Origin of the sequence: Winogradskyella ludwigii (assembly GCF_013403985.1) — a bacterium.
Taxonomy (GTDB): Bacteria; Bacteroidota; Bacteroidia; order Flavobacteriales; family Flavobacteriaceae; genus Winogradskyella; species Winogradskyella ludwigii.
The window spans coordinates 102,270-124,560 of sequence record NZ_JABFDF010000002.1 but is presented as its reverse complement, the minus strand read 5'-3'; the positions used below and the strand labels follow the sequence as shown (position 1 = coordinate 124,560).

Here is a 22,291-nt window from a genome sequence, read left to right as displayed (position 1 = left end):
CATGAAAAGATTCATAGGTTTCATAAAAAAAGAATTCTACCACATTTTTAGAGATAGACGCTCATTGTTTATCCTTTTCGGCATGCCAATTGCCCAAATAATGCTCTTCGGTTTTGCCATTACCAATGAAATCAATAATGTAGATATTGCCATTTTAGACCATTCAAAAGATACTACAACCGAAGAAATAATAAATAAAATTTCAGCTTCAAAATATTTCAGTATTAATCAATTTATTGAAAGGGAATCTGATATTGAAACGATTTTCAAAAAAGGAAAAGTAAAAGCCGTTTTAAATTTTGAGAAAGATTTCAGTAAAAACTTAATCAAAGATAATAAAGCCACAGTCCAAATTATTACTGATGCAACAGACCCAAATACAGCAAATACCATAAGTAATTATGTAAATGCTATTCTTCAACAATATCAAAAAGAATTGAACAAAGACATCACCATTACTTATCAAATTATACCACAAACACGTATGGTTTATAATCCAGAATTAAAAAGTGTGTACATGTTTGTTCCTGGTGTTATGACTATTATTTTAATGCTAGTTTCTGCTATGATGACGTCTATTTCCATTACAAGAGAAAAGGAATTAGGCACTATGGAAATCCTTTTAGTATCACCAATAAAGCCAATTCAAGTCATTATTGGTAAAGTGTTTCCTTATATTTTTCTCTCTATTATAAATGCAATAGTAATAGTAGTTTTAAGCATATTCATATTTAAAATGCCAGTTCAAGGCAGCTTGTTTTTGTTAGGTTTTGAAAGCGTTTTATTTATCATAACATCTTTAGCTTTAGGGATTTTAATTTCAACGATTTCTGCAACGCAACAAACAGCAATGATGATTTCTTTAATGGGATTAATGCTACCTGTAATATTATTGTCAGGTTTTATTTTTCCAATATCAAGTATGCCTTTACCATTGCAAGTCATTAGTAATATCATACCTGCAAAATGGTTCATTATCATTATAAAAGGAATAATGCTTAAAGGCGTTGGCATTCAATTTATTTGGAAAGAGACCTTGATTTTAGTCGGAATGACCATCTTTTTTATAGGATTAAGTGTGAAGAAATATAAAATTAGGTTGGAGTGAGAAAGCATTTAATCTTTCAATAAGTAATGGATAGAAAAAGATGAAATATTAAAAAAAAGAAAACACCCCTAAAGTCCCCTCAAGGGGACAATTCACTCAGTTGAATCGGACGATTGTCCCCTTGAGGGGACTTTAGGGGTGTAAAAAAAAATGAGTTAAGCAATTTAATAAAACACATTCCTGTCTACGCAGGAAGTAATATGAAAACAATTCTATACATCATACAAAAGGAGTTCAAGCAAATCTTTAGAAATAAAGGCATGCTTCCTATTATCTTTGTTTTGCCAATATTACAGCTCGTTATTTTATCTAATGCAGCAACGTTTGAAGTCAGAAACATCAAATTCGCTTATATTGATAATGACCATACACCAACATCTAGAGCCTTAGTCGAAAAATTTAATGCCTCAACCTATTTTGAAGTATTAACAGATTTCCCATCACAAGCAGAAGCTAGTTCAGCGATGTTGAAAGGAGAGGTCGATGTACTTCTAAATATTCCACAATATTTTGAACGCGATTTACAAAAGGAAAAACATAATAATTTAGGAGTCACAATAAATGCCATTGATGGAGCAGCAGCAGGTGTAGAAAATGTATATGTCACACAAATTGTACAACGTTTTAATCAAAACATAAAGGTTGATTTGTTACAAATTTCAGACCAGCAAATTCAACCAATAAATATCGAAACGATTCCTTTATTTTGGTATAACGAAACTCTTAATTATAAAACCTTTATGGTTCCAGGAATCTTAGTTTTACTAGTAACTATGATTACTTTATTCTTATCTGGAATGAATGTCGTACGCGAAAAAGAAATAGGTACGTTAGAGCAAATCAACGTTACACCAATTAAAAAAAGCCAGTTTATTATTGGAAAGCTTTTTCCATTTTGGGTCATAGGAATGGGTTTATTAACCGTTGGCTTAATTTTGGCGAAAGTCATTTTTAATGTTCCAATGCTTGGGAGTTTACCGCTTATGTATTTATATACTTCAATTTATATTTTAGTTATTTTAGGTATTGGTCTATTCATTTCCAATTTTACAGATACGCAACAACAAGCTATGTTTATTGCGTGGTTTTTTACCGTTATTTTTATTTTAATGAGTGGTTTATTTACACCAATAGAGAGTATGCCAAAATGGGCACAAACACTTACGGAATTTAACCCAATACGATATTTTGTAGAAGTGATGCGTATGGTAATGCTAAAAGGTTCTGGTTTTAACGATATTCTTCCTCAGTTATTAAAAACGGCACTTTATGCTTTTATAATGAATGGATTAGCCGTTTGGAGTTATAAGAAGACCAATTAATCTAGTGTAACAATAGATACAGTATTTGTTTTTTGTTAGTCCTACCTTTAATGCTCAACCCTCTAATTATGAAATACAAGGTTTTAGTATTCGTTCTCTCTTTTTTGACAAGTATAAATTTATTTGCACAAGACCAATTTACGGTTCAAATAGAACCATTAACTATTACAGGTGCGCCAAACGTGCATTCTTTTTCATGGGGAAAAACTTCAGATGGAAAATGGATAGTCATAGGAGGACGGATTGATGGTTTACATCAACGACAGCCCTTTGCCGCTTTTCAGGAAAATGATAACAACAAAAGTGTGTATGTTATAGATGCAGTAGCAAACCAAACTTGGAGTACATCTATTGATGTGCTACCTACTTCTCTTTTTGAACAATTACAATCTACAAATCAAGAGTTTGTTCAAAGAGGAAACACATTATACAGCATTGGTGGTTATGGTTATAGTGCCACACAAAATGACCATATAACTTATGATAAATTAACCGCTATTGATGTCGATGGGTTAGCAAATGCTGTTATTAATAACGCAAGTATTGTTTCTTTTTTTAGACAAATCTCAAATTCTAATTTAGCCGTTACAGGAGGACATTTGGGTTTATTAAATGATGTGTTTTATTTGTGCGGAGGACAGTATTTTGAAGGAAGATATAATCCACAAGGACCAAATAATGGACCAGGATTCATTCAAAATTATACAGATGAAATACGAACTTTTGAAATCAGTGATGATGGAACAAACCTTTCAATCGTAAACTACTCTGCACAAAACGACACTAATAATTTACACCGAAGAGATTATAACATGGCACCTCAAATATTTCCTGATGGAACACCAGGATTCACTATGTTTAGTGGTGTTTTTCAACATACGGCAAATTTACCATGGTTAAATTGTGTAGACATAACAGCTTCAGGATATGCTGTTAATAATGCATTCAATCAATATTTAAGTCAATATCATAGTGCTAAAGTACCAATTTATGATACTTCAAATAACGTAATGCATACTTTGTTTTTTGGTGGAATGAGCCAATACAAATTAGATGTTAACAATAATCTTATTCAAGATGATAATGTACCTTTTGTAAAAACGATTAGTAAAGTGTCTAGATTTAGCGATGGCCTATGACAGAAAGTAGTTTGGGTATAGAAATGCCAACATTTTTGGGTTCTGGCTCAGAGTTTATTCCACTAAATAATGACTTAAATTACCTAACAAACGAAATAGTAGATATTAATAATTTACAAGATGGAGTAACTCATGTTGGTTATGTTTTTGGCGGAATTGAAAGCACTCAAGAGAATATATTTTTCATAAATGACGGTACGCAGAGTAGTGTAAGTAATTTGGCTTTTAAGGTCTTTATTAATAAATCAACTTTAAGTGTAAATGAAGTAGCGCTTAATCCTAATAATATTTACAATATTAAAATTTACCCAAACCCTTCTAATGGTATTTTTTCTATTGAAGTATTCATTCCAAACACTGATCAGAACACTTTAGAAGTTTATAATCTCTTAGGTGAAAATGTGAAATCAATACCGATTGAAAAATCTATTGGTTTAAAGGAGATATCCCTAGACTTAACTAATATGGCTTCTGGCGAATACATTTTAGTAGTCAAGAATAAGCAACATACATTAGAGAAAAAAATTATAAAGCTTTAATTAATTACGTCATAGTGTAACAATAGTTACGGTTAGTTTTATTTGAAAATATGACCTTTATACTCTAGTTAAAGTTATTAATTAGTCCAAAGGTCAAAATGACCTAAATCATTTCATAAGCTTAATTATTCAACTAATTTCATATCACTAAATTATAAGAAAATGTCTAAAATTGTCATTCTTGGAGCCGGAATTTCTGGTCACGTTGCAGCAACTCATTTACGTAGAAAATTATCAAAAAAGCACGAGGTTGTTGTAGTATCACCTAATAGTAATTACCAGTGGGTTCCTTCTAATATTTGGGTTGGAATTGGAAGAATGAAATCAGAAAAAATTTATTTTCCATTAGCGCCATTATATAAAAAGAAAGGAATTGGTTATAAACAAGCTAAAGCAATTTCGTTTCATCCTGAAGGCGATAGTACAGAAGCAAAACCTTATGTTTTATCAGAATATGTAGTAGGAGATGAAAAAGGAAAACAAGAAAAAATAACTTATGATTATTTAATCAATTCCACAGGACCAAAACTTAATTTTGAAGCCACTGAAGGTTTAATTCCTGGAAAAAACAAAGCTTATTCTGTTTGTACATATACGCATGCAGACCATGCTTGGGAAGGTTTGAAAACGGTTATTGAGCAAATGAAAGCTGGTAAAAAAGCTAAAATATTAATTGGTACAGGTCATGCAAAATCTACTTGCCAAGGAGCTGCTTTTGAATATATCTTAAATGTAGAACAAGAATTACGCAAGCATAATGTACGTGATATGGCTGAAGTTACTTGGATTTCTAACGAATACCAATTAGGAGATTTTGGAATGGATGGTATGTTAATGAGTTATGGAAGTTTAACGATGAAATCTCATGAAATGATTGAGATGATTTTTGAAGACAGAGACATAAAATGGATTTTAGGTGCTGGAGTCAATAAGATTGAAGATGGAGTAGCACATTACGAAAATCTTGAAGGTGAACATAAATCAGAATCTTATGATTTTGCAATGTTAATTCCGTCGTTTTCAGGTCATGGTTTTAAAGCTTATGATAAAAACGATAATGATATTACAGAGAAGTTGTTTAAAGGATTTATGTTAGTTGATGCAGATTATACATCAAAACCCTACGAAGAATGGTCGGTTAGAGATTGGCCAGAAACCTATCAAAATCCAAGTTATAAAAACATTTTTGCACCAGGTATTGCATTTGCGCCACCACATTCAATATCTAAGCCAAGAAAAAGTAAAAATGGAACTGATATTACACCTGCACCACCAAGAACAGGTATGCCTTCTGGTATAACCGCGAAATTAGTAGCAGATAATATTATAGATTCCATAAAGAATGGAAAAGAGTCATTAAGCCACAAAGGTTCTATGGGAAATATGGGAGCTGCTTGTATTGCTTCTGCAGGATTTGGATTACTTGATGGTAGTGGAGTTAGCATTACCACATTTCCAATTGTTCCAGATTATGAAAAGTATCCTAAAACACAAGGTCGTCAACTTGGTAAAACTTTTGGAGAAATTGGTTTGGCAGGTCACTGGCTAAAATTAGCCTTGCACTATGCTTTTATTTATAAAGCTAAAATGAGACCATTTTGGTGGTTGATTCCTGAATAAGGTTTTTAAAAATTAGTGAAGTCACAGAAATAAAACCTTGAAAATTTAAATATTATGACACAAAGAATATCAAAATATCAAAGATTTAAAATGATGAATCCTATCATTCAATTTTTTAAATTTATTTATTTAAGCATAAAAATAATGTTAGTTGTGGCTGGTGGACATGGAGGCACAAGAAAAGTAAGCTAAAATGATAGTTACAAATTAGAACTGAATTAACATAAATTACTCATCTATTTAATAGCCCTAAAACTATTGAATAGATGCTGATGTTATCATCTTAATTCCCATTGCAATCATTTCTTTCTTAAGCTTTTCAAATTCTATATTATCCAATGCTTTAGAAGCATCTTCAATTAAAAAGCAATCAAATCCTTCTTTGAAAGCATCCATAATAGAAAAGTAAACACAGATATCTGCTGCTAAGCCACATAGATAAAGCTCTGTGGTTCCTTTTTCTTTTAAATAACCAGCTAATCCGGTTGATTTTAAATGGCCATTGTCATAAAAAGCGCTGTAACTATCAATGGTTTTATCTGTTCCTTTTCTAAAAATAGCTTCAAATTTCTTAGTTTTTAAATCCGGATGAAATTCTGCACCTTTTGTGCCTTGCACGCAATGGTTTGGCCATAATGTTTGTGGTTTTTTATGAATTTCAATAACATCAAAATTAGATTTCCCTTCATGATTACTAGCAAAACTTATGTGGTCTTTAGGATGCCAATCTTGTGTGCCAATTACTAAATCAAATTTATCTTGAATCTTATTAATTACTGGCACAATTTGATTACCATTGGGTACAGGAAGAGAACCGTTGGGTATAAAATCGTTCTGTACATCTATGATCAATAGCGTTTTCATAAGTAGAATTTAATTTTGAATTATTTTGTTAAGTTAGTCTAGAATTTATGTTTTTTAATTAATAAGTCACGTTCTTTCTTAAGTGCTGAACTAAGTCCAATTTTATAAATATGCGGATTCTGAAAACGTTTATATTCATTAGGAAGTTGTTCTAAACGCGATTGAGAATATTTGGAAATTTCTGTAACCGAGCGCGATGGAAGTATTCTTTTTCCGTCTTTCATTACGGGTTCAAGCAACGGTTCATGTTTAAAAGAATTAAGGTCTAAACTTTTAGTTGTATCAAAAGGATGTTCCATAAGTGCAACTTTATCTTCAGCAGAAAGTGTTATAGCATCAGCACCGTAAAACATGTCATTTTCATCTAGCATACGGTAAACTTGCTTTTTAAAAGGAAGCGAGATTTTAATAATATTTTCAGAAAGTTTAATTCTTGGTGTGTCGTTATATTCTGCTAATTTATAAACACCATCTAGTGCAGCATCTGGTTTTCCTGTAACTAAGTTTGTACCAACACCAAAAATATCAATAGATGCGCCTTGTTCTTTCAAACTTTTTATTACATATTCATCCAGTTGGTTAGACGCTACAATTTTTACATAACTCAAATTGGCATCATCTAATATAGCACGTGTTTTTTTAGATAAATAAGCTAAATCACCACTGTCTAAACGAACACCTAACAGAGAATCGCCTCTTTTTTCCATTTCTTTGGCTACCGTAATGGCATTTGGCAATCCACTTTTAAGGGTATTATAAGTATCAATTAAGAGGACGCAATTTTCTGGTCGCATTTTAGCGAAATCTCTAAAAGCGTCTAATTCTTCGTCATAACTTTGAATAAAAGAATGCGCCATAGTACCGGAGGAAGGAATGTTATAATCCTCGGCAGCTTTAACATTACTTGTACTGTCAAAACCACCAATAGCAGCAGCTCTAGAGGCATAATAGCCACCTGTAGCATGTGCACGACGTAAACCCATATCTAATAATATACCATCTTTAGCACTGAATTTTATTCGGCTTGCTTTTGTTGCGATTAAGGTTTGAAAATTGAGAATGTTCAATAAAAGTGTCTCAATAATCTGTGCTTCAATAATATTAGCTTCCACCTGCAAGATTGGTCTGTTGGGAAACACAACATCACCCTCTTTACTTGAATAAATATTTCCTTTAAAACGAAAATTCTTTAAATACTCTAAAAAATCACTTTCAAATCCTTTTTCTTTTAAATATGAAATATCTGTTGCTGAGAACTCTAGAGTTTCAAGAATATCCAAAACATCTTCTAATCCTGCAAAAATGGAATAACCACTTTTAAACGGATTGTGTCGAAAATAATAATCAAAGACCGCTCGTCCATTGGGTTTTGTGCCAAAATAAACTTGAGCCATTGTAATTTGATAGAGGTCTGTATAAGCAGCTGTAATATTCATGAGAATTTGGATTATATTCTTCCAAGATATCCAAAAATAAAAAGATACCTTGTTTAGAATTTTAAAAAAATAAAGCCAATAAATTTAAGGATATTTTGCCACTCAAAGAACGAAGACGCAAGAAAGATTACGTTTGTTAATTAAAAAAAATCAGATTTAATTAGAATTCACTTTTACTGAGTAACATTAGTTACTAAGTGTTATTATATGTTGATTTATTTTTGTTAAGTAAAATGGTGTTTTGTTCGATTTTAATAGAAATATAAGAGTTGATATCCATAATTACAAGAGTATCGTTATGACACAAAGAATTTCAAAATATCAAAGATTTAAAATGATGAATCCTATCATTCAGTTTTTCAAGTTTATTTATTTAAGTATAAAAATAATGCTTGTAGTTGCTGGAGGACATGGAGGTACAAGAGAAAATGTTAAATAGAGATATGAGGAAATTATTAATTGTAATCATTGGTTTAAGTTTTTTTAGTTTTCATTCTTGTCAAAACGAATCAGAAAAAGAGACACCAAAAAAGGTAGAAACTATAGTTATGCAACCCACAACTATTGATGATGGTCGTGTTTCGCTTAACTTAAATGAGATGCAGAAAAATCATCAACTTTCTAACATGAGAAGTCATTTGGAAGCGGTTCAAGAAATCACATTATTACTTTCACAAGATGATTACGATAAAGCTTCTGAATTAGCATATACAAAATTAGGTTCTACAACAGAAATGAAATTAATGTGCGCATCCTTTGGAGATAAAGGATTTGAAAATTTAGGATTAGAATTTCATAAAAGTGCTGATATAATGAGTGAAGTTTTCAAAAAAAGAAATAAAGATAATTCCCTTACTGCTTTATCAAATACATTAAACTATTGTGTGCAATGCCATGCAACGTATAAGCAGTAATATATAAGTTAACTGATGTGGTTGTCAGTTTTTTTGGTTGGTTAGTAAAAAGGCACTTATAAAGATTTATAAGTGCCTTTTTCATTCGTAATAATTTTTTATATAACTATTGAATAATAGAAATATAGTTAAAGGTAAATGTGTTGTTATTTTGCTGAAGACATGTAGTTTATATTCCTTAACCTGATGAAAGTCATTGTAGCATTTCTTTCTAATAGATACTTTTAATTACACATTAAAAAAGTATAGATACAATGAAAAAGTCTGTCAAAGCCATGCGAAAATCTACTTGGAGTTTTATACTAAATGCAACCATGACTTTATGTATGTCTGCTATTATTGGTATTGGTTTTTTAATTAAGTACACACTTTTATCTGGTCAAGACCGAAAGGAAGTTTATGGACAAAACGTAGAATTGTATTTTCTTAATATGAATAGGCATCAATGGGGAACAATTCATCTGTACTTAAGTTTTGTGCTCATTGGCTTATTAATAATGCATGTTTTTCTGCACTGGAAAGTCGTCACAGCCGTTTACAAAAAGATTATTAAAGTGCAATTCACTAAGAGAATAGTAGCCTTAAGTTTCGCAATAATATGCGCTTTTTTAGTCCTTATCCCATTTTTTATTATTCCAAAAGTAGAGCCTATTAAAAAAGGAAACGGACGCCAAGTAACATTGGTTACAGACTTCAATAATTCATTAAACTATTTTTGCCTTGTAAATTAATGATTGATGAAAAAACATATTTATATACCACTATTATTTTTAGCTTTTACATTGTCTGTGAAGGCCCAGGATGTAGTATCAATTACAAAAACTGAAGTATTAACTAAAGTTTCAGAAAACAATACAAGTATTAAGATTTCTGAGGAAGATTTTAATCAGGCCAAAGCAGATTTTAGACAAACCAATGCGGTGTTTTTGCCAAACATAACGGCTAGTCATACTGCAATGGCAACTACAAATCCGTTAATGGCATTTGGTTCTAAATTGAATCAAGAAATATTAACAGCAAATGATTTCAGTCCTGCGTTATTAAACGACCCGTCTCAGATTGAAAACTATGCTACAAAATTCGAAATTCAGCAACCATTAATCAATGTAGATGGTATGTTTCAACGAAAAGCGGCTAAATCTAAAATGGAAGCGATGTCTTTAAAGACGGAACGTACACAAGATTATTTAGCGTTTGAGGTTGAAAAAGCCTACATGCAATTACAGTTGGCTTATAAAGCAGTAGATGTTTTAGAAACCGCTTTAGAAGCTGCAAATGCCAATAAACAATTAGCAGATAATAGTTTTAAACAAGGGTATTTACAACGCGCAGATGTGTTGAATGTTGAAGTACGAGTGACTGAGGTAAAGAATCAATTACAATCCGCAAAAAGTAATGTGCAAAATGCCTCAAATTATTTATCATTTTTAATGAATGATGACACCTATGTGATTTATACACCAACAGATGAATTAGAGGTAACTACGACAACAATAGAGGATAAGTCAATTTCTGAAAACCGTTCAGATATTAAAGCGATGGAATTAGCCTCTAATGCTTATGAAGCAATGAACAAGGCTGATAAAATGGCATTCTTACCAAGATTAAATGCATTTGGAAGTTACGAATTGTACGACGACCAAATTTTTCAAGCAGATGCTAGTGGTTATTTATTTGGCGCACAATTAAGTTGGGATATTTTTCAAGGGTCTAAACGTTTTGGGAAAGCACAAAAAAGTAAATCTGAATTCGAAAAATCAAAACTAGAATACAAGCAATATGTATCTCAAAGTAATTTAGAATTAAACAAAGCGAAACGTGCTTTTATAGATGCTGAAAACAAACTGCAATTAAACACTTTAGCTTTAGAACAATCTGAAGAATCTTTAAGAATTAGAACAAATAGATTTAAAGAAGGCTTAGAAAAAACGTCTGATTTATTAATAGCTGAAACACAATATGCTCAAAAGCAATTAGAGTATTACCAAACTATTTTCGAATACAATTACGCACAAGCTTATTTACAATTTTTAACTAAAGAATAATTTTTCCTGCGAGGTTTCTAAAACCTTGTAGGTATCAACATAAAAACAATCAAAATGAAAAAAACATATACAATCCTAACATTTTCTTTAGCCTTGTTATTTGCGAGTTGCGGAAGTGAAGATAAAAAACCAGTTGAAGATAATTCACAAGCAATTACAGTGAAAACGAGTCAGGTGGAAGCTAATACAAATAGTCCATTTTTGGCTGTAAGTGGAAAAATTCAGGCTGTAAATAGTGCGGATTTAAGCACAAGAATGATGGGTTACGTTAATAAAGTTCATGTTAATGTTGGAGATAAAGTACGTAAAGGACAATTATTGGTGTCTATTAATAATGCCGATTTACAAGCTAAACGTGCACAAGTAAATGCCGGAATCACAGAAGCAACAGCTGCTTTTAATAACGCACAAAAAGATTACAACCGTTTTAAAAACTTGTTTGCAGAGAATAGTGCATCACAGAAAGAGATGGATGATATGACGGCAAATTTTGAAATGGCAAAAGCACGTTTAGAGTCTGCCAATCAAATGAAAAACGAAATCAACGCACAATTTACATACAGTAATATTACAGCACCATTTAGTGGAACTATTACAAGCAAAAATGTAGAAGCTGGTAATATGGCAAATCCAGGAGCACCATTAATAAGTATTGAAACACCAGGACATTTTGAAGTGATGGCAATGGTACCAGAATCTGAAATTTCAGAAATTAAAAAAGGGACTACGGTTGATGTTTTGGTAAAATCTATTAACCAAACCATTAAAGGAAAGGTGACTGAAGTTAGTACATCTGCAAAAAATACTGGAGGTCAATATTTAGTGAAAATAAATTTGGATAAAACAGATGCGAAAATCTTATCTGGCATGTTTACAACAGTTCAATTTCCTGTAGAACGTAAAGCTAAATCAGAAATGGTTTTAGTACCGACAGAAGCTATTATAACTAACGGTCAGTTATCTGGTGTGTATACGGTAAGCCAAAGTAATACAGCCATGTTACGTTGGTTGCGTTTAGGAAGAACTTTTGGAGACCAAGTAGAAGTTTTATCTGGTTTAAATGCAGACGAAGCTTATATCGTTTCAGCTGAAGGAAAACTTTACAATGGAGTTAAAATTTCAATTCAATAACTAAAAAGCTGCGTTAAGGATAGCAATGGAAATCCTTTTTACGTCAGTTCGAGTGAATTTGTCTGAGCAAATTTGTATCGAGAACAAGTAAAAAGATTGTAATGTATAGCCTGACTTTTTGCGATCCTGTAAGGTTTTTAAAACCTGACAGGTATGAGTAAAAAGTAACGCCAAAATAAAATATAAAATGAAAGAAGGAATCGCAGGAAAAATCGCCAAAGTCTTTATGCAATCTAAGTTAACCGTGTTGTTAATGATTGTATTTATGGTGGTTGGTGTATATAGTTCGTTTTTAATTCCACGAGAGGAAGAGCCGCAAATTGACGTGCCAATGGCAGATATTTTTGTAGGTTATCCTGGAGCAAGTCCTACGGAAGTAGAATCGCGAGTGATTAAGCCATTAGAGCAATTAATTTCTAATATTAAAGGTGTAGAATACGTGTATTCTACGTCTATGAAAGAACAAGGCGTGGTGATTGTTCAGTTCTATGTTGGCGAAGATATTGAGCGTTCGTTTGTAAAAATGTACAACGAAATCAATAAACACATGGACCAAATGCCAGCTGGTGTTACGTTTCCATTAGTAAAAACTAGAGCGATTGACGATGTACCAATGTTAGGTTTAACGTTGTGGAGTGAGAATTATGATGATTTCCAATTAAACCAAATGGCTCAGGAATTAGAAGCCGAAATTAAAAAGGTAAATGACGTTGCGATTACACATAAAATAGGCGGAAGAGAGCGTCAGTTACGTGTGGTTTTAGATAAGGATAAATTGGCAGCAAGTGGATTAGACTTCTTGTCGGTTTCTGAAATGATTAAGGCCAATAACAGTCAATTAAGTGCTGGAAGTTTTGATAAAAGTGATACGGAATTTTTGGTGAATACTGGAAAGTTTCTAGAATCGGTTACTGATGTTGAAAACTTGGTAGTTGGTGTACAACAAAATCAGCCCATTTATTTAAAGCAAGTCGCTAAGATTATTGATGGCCCAGAAGTGCCTCAAAATTACGTGAGTTTAGGTTTTGGAAAAGGAGGCGAAAAATCAGCTGAATATAAATCTGAATATCCTGCAGTTACTATTTCTGTTGCTAAACGAAAAGGTGCAGATGCGATGAAAATTGCGGAAGTCATTATTGAAAAAGTAGACCATTTACGTAGTACTTTAATTCCCGATGATGTTCACGTAGAAATTACAAGAAACTACGGAGAAACAGCGTCTCATAAAGTGTCAGAATTATTGTTGCACCTTATCGGTTCAATCTTCGCAGTAACCATTGTAGTAATGTTAGCTATGGGTTGGCGAGGAGGATTAGTCGTGTTTTTATCAGTGCCAATTACGTTTGCGTTAACGTTGTTGAGTTACTATATGATGGATTACACGCTAAACCGAATCACGCTTTTCGCATTGGTATTTGTAACAGGAATCGTCGTCGATGATTCCATTATTATTGCCGAAAATATGCATAGGCATTTTAAAATGAAGCGTTTGCCATTTAAACAAGCGGCTTTATATGCGATTAATGAAGTTGGTAATCCAACTATTTTGGCAACCTTTACAGTAATCGCTTCGGTATTACCAATGGCATTTGTTTCTGGTTTAATGGGACCATATATGGCACCAATGCCAATTGGAGCGTCTATTGCCATGATTCTGTCATTATTTGTAGCCTTAACCATTACACCTTATTTGGGTTATATTTTCTTGAGAGAAAAGGATAAAAAAGGAGCAGAAGAGAAGCCTGAAAAAGCGGTTGAAGACACACTTATTTATAGAATTTACAACAAGTTTGAAAGACCACTTTTAGAAAGTAAAGGCAAACGTTGGTTGTTTTTATTAGGAACGTTTGCTGTATTAATGGGAACCATGGTTCTGTTTTTTACCAATTCGGTAGCTGTAAAAATGTTGCCTTTTGATAATAAGAATGAATTTCAAGTAGTAATTGACATGCCTGAAGGGACAACGCTAGAAAGAACAGGAGTTGTAGCTCAAGAGATTTCTCAATATTTATCTAACAGACCAGAGGTTGTCAATTATCAAAACTATGTTGGGACGTCTGCGCCAATTACTTTTAACGGTTTAGTACGTCATTACGATTTACGTGGTGGAAGTAACATGGCAGATATTCAGGTGAATTTATTGGCTAAAGAAGAGCGTTCTGCTCAAAGTCATGATATCGCCAAATTAATGCGTCCAGATATTCAGAAAATTGCAGCAAAATATAATGCAAATGTGAAGTTGGTAGAAGTGCCACCAGGACCACCAGTAATGTCAACTATTGTTGCCGAAGTTTATGGACCTGATTATGAAGAGCAAATAAAGGTTGCAAACCACGTTCAAGACATATTAAAAAACACAGATGATGTGGTTGATATTGATTGGATGGTTGAAGGTGACCAAACCGAATATCAGTTTGATATCAATAAAGAGAAAGCGATGTTATATGGTGTTGCACCACAACAGATTGCTTACACTATGAATATGGCATTGTCTAATAGAGCAATTACAAACCTATATGATGAAGATGCTGTAAACCAAATTGGTTTAGTATTGGCTTTAGATGAAAAAGAAAAATCTACGATTACTGATATTTCGCAATTAAAGGTGAAATCTAAAATGGGGAATATGGTACCAATTTCTGATTTGGTTGATATATCTCAAAATATGGCAGCAAAAAGTATTTACCATAAAAATCAAAAACGGGTGGTTTATGTGATGGCTGATATGGCTGGCGAATTAGAGAGTCCTGCATATGCTATTTTAGGAATGGAAGAAAAATTGAAAGAGATTCCATTACCACAAGGCTTTGAGATTAATGAAATGTACTTAGGTCAGCCAGAGTTTGAAGATAACTATACTGTGAAATGGGATGGTGAATGGCAAATTACTTTAGAAGTCTTTAGAGATTTAGGTATTGCCTTTTTAGGAGCCATCATCTTAATATATATCTTAATAGTAGGATGGTTTCAAAACTTTAAAGCACCAATTGTGATGATGGTTGCAATTCCATTATCCTTAATCGGAATTATTCTGGGACATTGGCTGATGGGAGCATTCTTTACTGCAACTTCTTTTATTGGTATGATTGCTTTAGCAGGAATCATGGTGAGAAACTCAGTATTACTGATTGACTTTATCAACTTAAGAACAGCAGAAGGCATACCATTAAAACAAGCTTGTATTGAAGCTGGAGCCGTAAGAACAACACCAATTTTATTAACAGCAGGAACGGTTGTTATTGGAGCGTTTGTGATTCTGTTTGACCCAATTTTTCAAGGTTTAGCAATTTCATTAATGGGAGGAACTATTGTGTCTACAGTTTTAACATTATTGGTTGTGCCATTAGTGTATTACATGATAGAGAAGAAGAATTTTAAATAATTTGTCTGGTCGAGCGCAGTCGAGACCTGTTGCTTTGAGAATTTTAAATAGTTCTCGACTGCGCTCGAACGGACAAGAAAAATAGAAACAAATGAAATTAGTCATAGTTACAGCAGTAGAGCAGTATCAAAATGAGGTTTTGAAACTTTTCAAAAAAGCAGATATAGAAAACTTTAGTAGTTCTGAAATTGATGGTCACAAAAATGGTTCATCTTTATTAATGGCTTCCAATTGGTTTCCTGCAGAAAAAGGAGGAAACGAATCTAGTATGTTCTTTTCATTCACCGATGAAGAGCGTATTGATGCTTTGTTCGAAGTTATAAAAGAATTTAATGAAAATTTAGAAACTAACAATCCTATAAAAGCGATAGTAGTTCCTATTGAAAGATTTATATAAACTAAAAAATTAATTAAAATGTTAAATACATATTTTAGAGTTATTGTTGGTGTCATGGTATTATTAAGCGTTGTACTTTCTGTATACGTAAGTCCAAATTGGATGTGGTTTACTGTATTTATTGGTGTTAACTTAATTCAATCTGCTTTTACAAAATGGTGCTTATTAGAAACTATTTTGGTGAAATTGGGTATTAAGAAAGAGGGTGGAAGTTGTTCGTCATGTTAATTTAACTGTCAATTTGTAACAAATGGAATTCATTTGCGTCATATAAGTGTAAAATCAGCAATCATGGAATCAAATTATTACACACTTAAACGTACAGACAATCAGTTATTAGTCATTACACACTTGTCACAATTATTAACTTATGCCACTGGTTTTGGTGGAATTATTGCTCCATTAGTTCTTTGGGCAACGCAAAAGGATAAAGTAGAGGGTATGGATGCACACGGAAAAGCTATTTTGAATTTTCAATTAAGCCTAATAGTGTATTCTTTAATAAGTGTTCCACTTATTTTTGCATTTGGGTTAGGAATTTTAATCATTGTATTAATTGCAATTTTAGCATTTGTAATGCCAATTGTAAATGCTATAAAAGCTAGTAATGGAGAATTACCAAGCTATCCAATGTCTTTTAATTTTATTAGTTAGGGATTTTAGGTATTGGAGATGAAAAGGCTCACTATTAAGTGAGCCTTTTCTATTTTTACAAACTCAGTAACGTTAATCTCTAATCAAAAAATATTGCATAAAAAAAGCTCATCATCCGATGAGCTTTTTAAATTTTATATGTAGTCTCTTATTTATGAGAGTCTGCTTTGTATTAACTATTAAGCATCACTGGCATAACAAGCATTGTTACATGCTCACCTTCATCTAAACCATCAATAGGTGTTAAGATTCCGGCTCTGTTTGGTAAACTCATTTCTAACTGTACGTTATCTGAGCTTAAGTTATTAATCATTTCCGTTAAGAAACGTGAATTAAAACCAATTTGCATATCGTCTCCTTGGTAATCACACGTTAAACGTTCTTCGGCTTTGTTTGAGTAATCGATATCTTCAGCAGAGATGTTTAATTCTGCACCAGCAATTTTCAAACGAATTTGATGTGTTGTTTTGTTAGAGAAAATACTAACACGACGCACAGAGTTTAAAAACAGGGTTCTATCAATTACTAATTTATTCGGATTTTCTTTAGGAATTACCGCTTCATAGTTAGGATATTTTCCATCGATTAATCGGCAAATTAATACGGAATTTTCAAAAGTAAACTTGGCGTTAGATTCATTGTATTCTACTAAAACGTCATCATCACTTCCTGCTAAAATTCCTTTTAAAAGTGTTAAAGGTTTTTTAGGCATAATGAATTCTGCTGTTTCAGTTGCGCTAACATCGTTTCTAGTATATTTAACTAATTTGTGAGCATCTGTGGCTACAAAGGTTAAATTTTCTTGAGAAAACTGAAAAAACACACCACTCATTACAGGTCTTAAATCATCATTTCCAGCGGCAAAAATTGTTTTACTAATTGCTGTCGCTAAGATATCTCCGATAATAGTTGTTGTACTTGCATCTTCAATAGAAACCGCATTTGGGAATTCTGCACCATCAGCATAAGCTAATGCATATTTACCATGATTAGAGCTTATTTCAACAGTGTTGTTTTCTTCAACAACAAAAGTTAAAGGTTGTTCTGGAAACGTTTTTAACGTGTCTAATAGTAGTCTTGCAGGTAATGCAATACTCCCTTCAGAATCACTTTCAACATCTATAGTTGCAGACATCGTCGTTTCTAAATCACTAGCCGAAATTGTTAATTTTGATAGGCTTAGTTCAAATAAGAAATTATCTAAAATAGGTAGTGTATTACTGTTATTAATAACACCTCCTAAGACTTGGAGTTGTTTTAATAAATAGGTGCTTGAAACAATGAATTTCATATTGAATATATGTGTTTAATACTTTTATAGTTGTCTCACAAAGATATCTTAATAGAAGGGTTTTATAAAACAAACTTATTAACAAATTGGGCCTAAGAATGCACAATTTTGATAATAAAATAGGATAAAGAATAGAATAAAATTAAAAAGACAAGAATTAGCAAAAAGTATTACACTTTTCGCATTTTTAATTTGCCTAAATTTATAAAATTTCTGTTGTTAAAATAGACGATATTAACTGTATTGTCTTGTGTAATAGAACTCTAAGAAGCGTATTTTCGTTTTCTTAAATAGTTAAACACAAACCCAAACAAAGCTAAAAGGATGAGTGGCAAAGCAATATTAATAAATTGCCATGTACCTTTGCTGTCTTTTACTTTTTCTGCATCTAAGAATCCGACGTTAATTTCTTTGGCTCTTATGTTTATAAGTCCATTATCTTCTAATAGGTAATTAACCGTATTAAGCAGGAATTCTTTATTTCCAAATGATTTTCCTGTGAGTTGGTCAAAGCCTAATTCTTGTGGCCTATTTTTAATAACGTTATTTTTTATGATGTCTCCATCTGAAATCACTACCATCTTAGTGGCTTTACTTTTAGATTGGAAATTAGTCACCTTAAAAGGTAAAATACGTTGATCATAAACCGATGAAAATTCACCTTCTAAAAGAACAGCTAAATTTTGAGAACCTAGATTGTAGCTTTCCTCATTTGGTGAGTTAGTTACATTTGCTAATGATATTGTGGTTGGTGCTCCTTCAAGTTTTGATTTAGGTGAACTTTGTAATAAAATTGATTTTTTGATGTTGTTTTTTAAAGTGTCAATCGGACTCGCAAAATCAAATTTCACTAAGTTTAAGTTCTTTGTTATAGGATGGTCTGGATTCGATGCTGCCAAAGGTGAATACTGCCATTGAATGGGTTGCATTTGTGCCTGACTACCTTCTCCAATCGCTAACATAATTGGTGCCGAATAAAGATCCTTTACTAAAGTAGGATTGACGCGAACTCCATATTTAAAGAAAAAATCATTTAAATGTAAGTCCCGCATAATGGAAACTCCAGTACCAGAATCGTTATACAAACTGTCTTTATCCATAACCACGGATTCCGTAAGCCAAAGACTTTTGCCGCCTGACATGGTGTATTGGTCTAAAACTAATTTTTCGTTTTCTGAAAATGCAATACTCGGTTTAGCAACCACAATTAAATCATAGTCGTTTAGCTTATCTAAAGTGCCTTGCGGATTAGTAGACACACTATCTAAAGTAAAAGGTGCAATATTGTAATAAGGCTTAATTGTAGTTAAGAAATCGGCCATATAAATATCACCTAATTCACCATTACCTTTTAAAATTGCAATCTTTTTAGCCTTAGCATTAACGAGTTTACTAAAGCCATCTGCAAAGGCGTATTCTAAAGATTGTACAGAATTATTAATTTGCTCTTGTAAACCTTGTGTAAGACTTCGTTTTAAAAGTGGGATTTTTACGCGTTTATCTTTGTAGCTCGCATAAGCCCAAGGAAAAATGATATCTTGAGTTACTTTTCCTGTGCTGTTATCCGTATTTATATAAGGTTCTAAACCTTGTTTTGTTAACTCTTCAATGTATTGCTGACGCGTGGTTTCGTCTTCAATTGGATTAATATAATTAATTACAATCTGATTGGTTTCCAATTGAAATTCATCAACAATTTGTTTTACTTCGGTTTGAAGTAATCTGAATTCTGAAGGGAAATCTCCTTCTAAAAATACATCTATAATTAAAGGGGAATCTAAATTACTAACCAAAGATTTTGAAGCTTCAGAAAGTGTATAGCGATGATCTTTAGTAAGGTCAAAACGCTGATAAATCGAGCTTGAAATCGCATTCACGATAATGAGTCCAACAACAATAGCGACAATATATAGTATAGATTTATTTTTTTTCATTCCCGAATGTTATTGCTTCTTGATAAGGTGTTATAGAAATAACTTTATCATCTTTAAACGTAATCTCTACGCATTCTCTTTCGTCTGTAAGGGCTCCGGGTTCAATTCCAAGTCCATAATTCCATTTGTTAGTATCGTGTGCTTTCTTAGCATCATCCCAAGATAACCATTCTTCTTTTCCTAGAAGTGTTGTGATTTTTTCTTTCGAAGCTCCTATTAATAGATCAGATTCAATGGTATTATCAATCATTTCATAACGTAAAGAAGGCTTTTCAGCCCAAGCCTCACTATCAAAATATTTTTGATGATGGTAACTACTAATTATATTTAGAAAAGGATAAAACAAAAAGAAAAAGGCAAAAGGTGTCAATACCAAACTGATTAATGCAGATAGCCATTTTCGTTTATCTACAGTGTTTAAAAACAAAAACAACAGTACAAAAACAAGAATTAAAAACAGGACTAATAAAGGAGTTATGATCATGCTATTAGTTTTGGATTCTCAATTTAGTAAATAATAAAAAGGCTAAAGAAATTGTTACAAAATAGACCAAATCTCTGGTGTCAATTACACCACGACTCATACTGTTGTAATGTGCAGACATGCCTAAGTTTTCCATATAAACAAGGTTATCAAAAATGTTGTAGTTTGAAAGCCCTTCAAAACCAAAATAGAAAAAGAAACAGATAAAAACTGCAATGATAAATGCTACAATCTGATTATCGGAAAGCGTAGAGGCAAACACACCAATGGCAGTGTAAGCACCAATTAAAAACAAAAGTCCAAAATAAGAACCAATAGTACTTCCCATATCAAGACCCTCTTCTGCATGTCCTAACTGAGATATGGTATAAACGTATAATAAAGTTGGAACTAAAGCCATTAAAATTAAAACAAAAGCACCAAAATATTTCCCTAATACAATTTGAAAATGTGAAATAGGTTTAGTAACCAATAACTCTAAAGTCCCTTGTTTCTTTTCATCGCTAAAACTTCGCATGGTTACAGCAGGAACTAAAAAAATAAGAATCCAAGGTGCTAATAAAAAGAACGATGATAAACTAGCTAGTCCATTATCTAAAATATTGAATTCACCTTTAAAAACCCAAAGGAATAAACCGTTAAGTAATAAAAACACACCAATAACCAAATAGCCAATTGGTGAAGCGAAGAAGGTATTTATTTCTTTTTTTAGTATTGCTAACATAGATTAGTGTTCAGTATTCAGTTTGGTTTGCGTTTTTATGAGATTTCGAAATTCTTCTTTATTTTAAACTCTCTAATTTATCTACGCTCCAAGCCTCAGGTTTCGCATTAAACATCGGCTTTGTTTTTTTCCAAACGCCTTTAAATAAATCAGAATGTCTATAATTGTTTAAATCGGTTTCAGAATTCCAATAGCTATAGGTAAAAAAGATATTGGTTGTGTTTTTATCTCTATAGAGTTCTAGAAAATTACAACCTTCAAAATTTCTAATCTTTTCTTTAACCGTTTCAAAATTAGCCAAGAATTCTTCAATATTCGTTGGGTCAAAGCTCATTTTTACAATTCTTACTAACAAAGCTTAAGGTTTTAAGAAGTTAACGGTTACAGTATCCATCGTTTTTAATCCCATTAAAGTAGAAGCACCACCAACAGTTGTGCAATTACTTTTATAAACGGCAATTTCTAAATAGCCAGAAGAATTAAAAACCACTAAGCCTTTTCCTTCAATATTTCGTTTAGACTCTTCAATATCAAAATTTATAATATCGCTAAACTTATTATGAATTTTATCAAACTTATGGTTACGCGCAAAAACTTCATAAGCTCTCGTTTTCTGAACCGTTTCAAAAAATTTGCGTTTTATATTCGTGACCACATTTCCGTAATTATCAATGTAAATTACACTACCAATAATTTGGTTTTGATCATCGTTAATAAAAGGTATTAAATTTTTAATGGGTTTAATAGTGTTAATAACTTTTCCTATCACATCCAAAGTTCCTCCACGTGCAATATGGCAAGCTACTTTTACAAAAATATCTAATACAGGGAAATTAGTTTCTACTCTATCATGTATGTTAATTTCAACAATTTTCTCTGCCGAGATTTCAGCACATATCATACTCATTATGCCATTGTTAGCACATATAAAGTAATGGTCGTCTAATTTTACTGCAATATGCTTGTTTTCAGGACTTAACTCAGAATCTATTCCTATTAAATGAATCGTTCCTTTAGGAAAACTACTATACGCATTCTGAATAATATAAGCCGCTTCAGAGATATTAAAAGGCGACACAGAATGAGAGATATCTACAATTTTAATCTCATCAAGCTCGCTATGAATAGCTCCTTTTATGGCTCCAGCAAAGTGATCTTTTTCTCCAAAATCAGTCGTTAAAGTGATTATCGCCATGGATTGATTGTTGATATTTTTTTAAGAATTGTGGTTGTAAAATTATTAGCTTTGTGTGTACACACGTTGTATCACAAAATTAAGAAAAGAAAACAGATTAACAGACCAAATG

The 22,291-nt window shown here is 32.3% G+C and carries 22 protein-coding genes; 14 read left to right on the top strand and 8 right to left on the bottom strand.

Going from position 1 to position 22,291, the window contains the following annotated elements:
• Position 1 precedes the first annotated feature (1 nt).
• The 5 genes from HM981_RS06520 (at position 2) to HM981_RS06500 (ending at position 5,728) form a co-directional block, all read left to right on the top strand.
• On the top strand, positions 2-1,108 hold the full coding sequence (locus tag HM981_RS06520) for an ABC transporter permease (RefSeq protein WP_179337808.1): 1,107 nt from the start codon (positions 2-4) through the stop codon (positions 1,106-1,108).
• Between the two features lie 200 nt (positions 1,109-1,308).
• Positions 1,309-2,430, top strand: a complete 1,122-nt coding sequence (locus tag HM981_RS06515) for an ABC transporter permease (RefSeq protein WP_179337807.1) — start codon at positions 1,309-1,311, stop codon at positions 2,428-2,430.
• 68 nt (positions 2,431-2,498) lie between these two features.
• Positions 2,499-3,569 (top strand): hypothetical protein, encoded by a 1,071-nt coding sequence (locus HM981_RS06510; protein WP_179337806.1) that lies wholly within the window; start codon positions 2,499-2,501, stop codon positions 3,567-3,569.
• Complete coding sequence (locus tag HM981_RS06505; RefSeq protein WP_179337805.1) at positions 3,566-4,108, top strand: T9SS type A sorting domain-containing protein; 543 nt, start codon at positions 3,566-3,568, stop codon at positions 4,106-4,108. The genes HM981_RS06510 and HM981_RS06505 overlap by 4 nt, the downstream gene beginning before the upstream one ends.
• 162 nt (positions 4,109-4,270) lie before the next feature.
• The gene (locus HM981_RS06500; RefSeq protein ID WP_179337804.1) at positions 4,271-5,728 is read left to right on the top strand and encodes an NAD(P)/FAD-dependent oxidoreductase; all 1,458 of its coding nucleotides are present in this window, start codon (positions 4,271-4,273) and stop codon (positions 5,726-5,728) included.
• 255 nt (positions 5,729-5,983) lie between these two features.
• On the opposite strand, the gene pncA is transcribed toward HM981_RS06500, so the two are convergent.
• Positions 5,984-6,592 (bottom strand): bifunctional nicotinamidase/pyrazinamidase, encoded by a 609-nt coding sequence (gene pncA, locus HM981_RS06495; protein ID WP_179337803.1) that lies wholly within the window; start codon positions 6,590-6,592, stop codon positions 5,984-5,986.
• Positions 6,593-6,630: 38 nt separating this feature from the next.
• On the bottom strand, positions 6,631-8,028 hold the full coding sequence (locus HM981_RS06490; protein ID WP_179337802.1) for a nicotinate phosphoribosyltransferase: 1,398 nt from the start codon (positions 8,026-8,028) through the stop codon (positions 6,631-6,633).
• A gap of 298 nt (positions 8,029-8,326) precedes the next feature.
• Here HM981_RS06490 and HM981_RS06485 point away from each other — a divergent pair, with 298 nt between their 5' ends.
• The 9 genes from HM981_RS06485 to HM981_RS06445 all read left to right on the top strand — a co-directional run bounded on the left by HM981_RS06485 (position 8,327) and on the right by HM981_RS06445 (position 16,551).
• Positions 8,327-8,467: a hypothetical protein gene (locus HM981_RS06485; protein ID WP_179337801.1), complete on the top strand. Its 141-nt coding sequence runs from the start codon at positions 8,327-8,329 to the stop codon at positions 8,465-8,467.
• Between the two features lie 4 nt (positions 8,468-8,471).
• A complete protein-coding gene (locus HM981_RS06480; protein WP_179337800.1) occupies positions 8,472-8,942 on the top strand; it encodes a cytochrome C in 471 nt (156 codons plus the stop codon).
• A 254-nt stretch (positions 8,943-9,196) separates the two neighbouring features.
• Positions 9,197-9,673, top strand: coding sequence for a DUF4405 domain-containing protein (locus tag HM981_RS06475; protein ID WP_179337799.1), 477 nt, complete (start codon positions 9,197-9,199; stop codon positions 9,671-9,673).
• 6 nt (positions 9,674-9,679) lie between these two features.
• Positions 9,680-10,987, top strand: coding sequence for a TolC family protein (locus tag HM981_RS06470; protein WP_179337798.1), 1,308 nt, complete (start codon positions 9,680-9,682; stop codon positions 10,985-10,987).
• Between the two features lie 54 nt (positions 10,988-11,041).
• Positions 11,042-12,118 (top strand): efflux RND transporter periplasmic adaptor subunit, encoded by a 1,077-nt coding sequence (locus HM981_RS06465; protein ID WP_179337797.1) that lies wholly within the window; start codon positions 11,042-11,044, stop codon positions 12,116-12,118.
• A gap of 187 nt (positions 12,119-12,305) precedes the next feature.
• On the top strand, positions 12,306-15,500 hold the full coding sequence (locus HM981_RS06460; RefSeq protein ID WP_179337796.1) for an efflux RND transporter permease subunit: 3,195 nt from the start codon (positions 12,306-12,308) through the stop codon (positions 15,498-15,500).
• Between the two features lie 91 nt (positions 15,501-15,591).
• Positions 15,592-15,897, top strand: coding sequence for a hypothetical protein (locus HM981_RS06455; protein WP_179337795.1), 306 nt, complete (start codon positions 15,592-15,594; stop codon positions 15,895-15,897).
• A gap of 18 nt (positions 15,898-15,915) precedes the next feature.
• Positions 15,916-16,125 carry a YgaP family membrane protein gene (locus tag HM981_RS06450; RefSeq protein WP_179337794.1) on the top strand — a complete coding sequence of 70 codons (210 nt, stop codon included), beginning with the start codon at positions 15,916-15,918 and terminating at the stop codon, positions 16,123-16,125.
• 63 nt (positions 16,126-16,188) lie between these two features.
• Positions 16,189-16,551: a DUF4870 domain-containing protein gene (locus HM981_RS06445; protein ID WP_179337793.1), complete on the top strand. Its 363-nt coding sequence runs from the start codon at positions 16,189-16,191 to the stop codon at positions 16,549-16,551.
• A gap of 172 nt (positions 16,552-16,723) precedes the next feature.
• Here the strand turns inward: HM981_RS06445 and dnaN are convergent, their stop codons facing one another.
• From dnaN to HM981_RS06415, 6 genes are all read right to left on the bottom strand, one after another.
• The gene (dnaN, locus tag HM981_RS06440; RefSeq protein WP_179337792.1) at positions 16,724-17,842 is read right to left on the bottom strand and encodes a DNA polymerase III subunit beta; all 1,119 of its coding nucleotides are present in this window, start codon (positions 17,840-17,842) and stop codon (positions 16,724-16,726) included.
• Positions 17,843-18,105: 263 nt separating this feature from the next.
• Positions 18,106-19,776 (bottom strand): gliding motility-associated ABC transporter substrate-binding protein GldG, encoded by a 1,671-nt coding sequence (gene gldG, locus HM981_RS06435; protein ID WP_179337791.1) that lies wholly within the window; start codon positions 19,774-19,776, stop codon positions 18,106-18,108.
• A complete protein-coding gene (locus HM981_RS06430) occupies positions 19,763-20,260 on the bottom strand; it encodes a hypothetical protein (protein ID WP_179337790.1) in 498 nt (165 codons plus the stop codon). The genes gldG and HM981_RS06430 overlap by 14 nt, the downstream gene beginning before the upstream one ends.
• Positions 20,261-20,264: 4 nt before the next feature.
• A complete protein-coding gene (gene gldF / locus HM981_RS06425; protein ID WP_179337789.1) occupies positions 20,265-20,984 on the bottom strand; it encodes a gliding motility-associated ABC transporter permease subunit GldF in 720 nt (239 codons plus the stop codon).
• Between the two features lie 58 nt (positions 20,985-21,042).
• Complete coding sequence (locus HM981_RS06420) at positions 21,043-21,339, bottom strand: putative quinol monooxygenase (RefSeq protein WP_179337788.1); 297 nt, start codon at positions 21,337-21,339, stop codon at positions 21,043-21,045.
• A gap of 3 nt (positions 21,340-21,342) precedes the next feature.
• Entirely contained in the window at positions 21,343-22,179 is an 837-nt protein-coding gene (locus tag HM981_RS06415) for an SAM hydrolase/SAM-dependent halogenase family protein (RefSeq protein WP_179337787.1), read from the bottom strand.
• Positions 22,180-22,291 lie beyond the last annotated feature (112 nt).

Coding starts and splice junctions, on each gene's coding strand:
- HM981_RS06520 (WP_179337808.1), top strand. CDS start 2: ATGAAAAGATTCATAGGTTTCATAAAAAAAGAATTCTACCACATTTTT.
- HM981_RS06515 (WP_179337807.1), top strand. CDS start 1,309: ATGAAAACAATTCTATACATCATACAAAAGGAGTTCAAGCAAATCTTT.
- HM981_RS06510 (WP_179337806.1), top strand. CDS start 2,499: ATGAAATACAAGGTTTTAGTATTCGTTCTCTCTTTTTTGACAAGTATA.
- HM981_RS06505 (WP_179337805.1), top strand. CDS start 3,566: ATGACAGAAAGTAGTTTGGGTATAGAAATGCCAACATTTTTGGGTTCT.
- HM981_RS06500 (WP_179337804.1), top strand. CDS start 4,271: ATGTCTAAAATTGTCATTCTTGGAGCCGGAATTTCTGGTCACGTTGCA.
- pncA (WP_179337803.1), bottom strand. CDS start 6,592: ATGAAAACGCTATTGATCATAGATGTACAGAACGATTTTATACCCAAC.
- HM981_RS06490 (WP_179337802.1), bottom strand. CDS start 8,028: ATGAATATTACAGCTGCTTATACAGACCTCTATCAAATTACAATGGCT.
- HM981_RS06485 (WP_179337801.1), top strand. CDS start 8,327: ATGACACAAAGAATTTCAAAATATCAAAGATTTAAAATGATGAATCCT.
- HM981_RS06480 (WP_179337800.1), top strand. CDS start 8,472: ATGAGGAAATTATTAATTGTAATCATTGGTTTAAGTTTTTTTAGTTTT.
- HM981_RS06475 (WP_179337799.1), top strand. CDS start 9,197: ATGAAAAAGTCTGTCAAAGCCATGCGAAAATCTACTTGGAGTTTTATA.
- HM981_RS06470 (WP_179337798.1), top strand. CDS start 9,680: ATGAAAAAACATATTTATATACCACTATTATTTTTAGCTTTTACATTG.
- HM981_RS06465 (WP_179337797.1), top strand. CDS start 11,042: ATGAAAAAAACATATACAATCCTAACATTTTCTTTAGCCTTGTTATTT.
- HM981_RS06460 (WP_179337796.1), top strand. CDS start 12,306: ATGAAAGAAGGAATCGCAGGAAAAATCGCCAAAGTCTTTATGCAATCT.
- HM981_RS06455 (WP_179337795.1), top strand. CDS start 15,592: ATGAAATTAGTCATAGTTACAGCAGTAGAGCAGTATCAAAATGAGGTT.
- HM981_RS06450 (WP_179337794.1), top strand. CDS start 15,916: ATGTTAAATACATATTTTAGAGTTATTGTTGGTGTCATGGTATTATTA.
- HM981_RS06445 (WP_179337793.1), top strand. CDS start 16,189: ATGGAATCAAATTATTACACACTTAAACGTACAGACAATCAGTTATTA.
- dnaN (WP_179337792.1), bottom strand. CDS start 17,842: ATGAAATTCATTGTTTCAAGCACCTATTTATTAAAACAACTCCAAGTC.
- gldG (WP_179337791.1), bottom strand. CDS start 19,776: ATGAAAAAAAATAAATCTATACTATATATTGTCGCTATTGTTGTTGGA.
- HM981_RS06430 (WP_179337790.1), bottom strand. CDS start 20,260: ATGATCATAACTCCTTTATTAGTCCTGTTTTTAATTCTTGTTTTTGTA.
- gldF (WP_179337789.1), bottom strand. CDS start 20,984: ATGTTAGCAATACTAAAAAAAGAAATAAATACCTTCTTCGCTTCACCA.
- HM981_RS06415 (WP_179337787.1), bottom strand. CDS start 22,179: ATGGCGATAATCACTTTAACGACTGATTTTGGAGAAAAAGATCACTTT.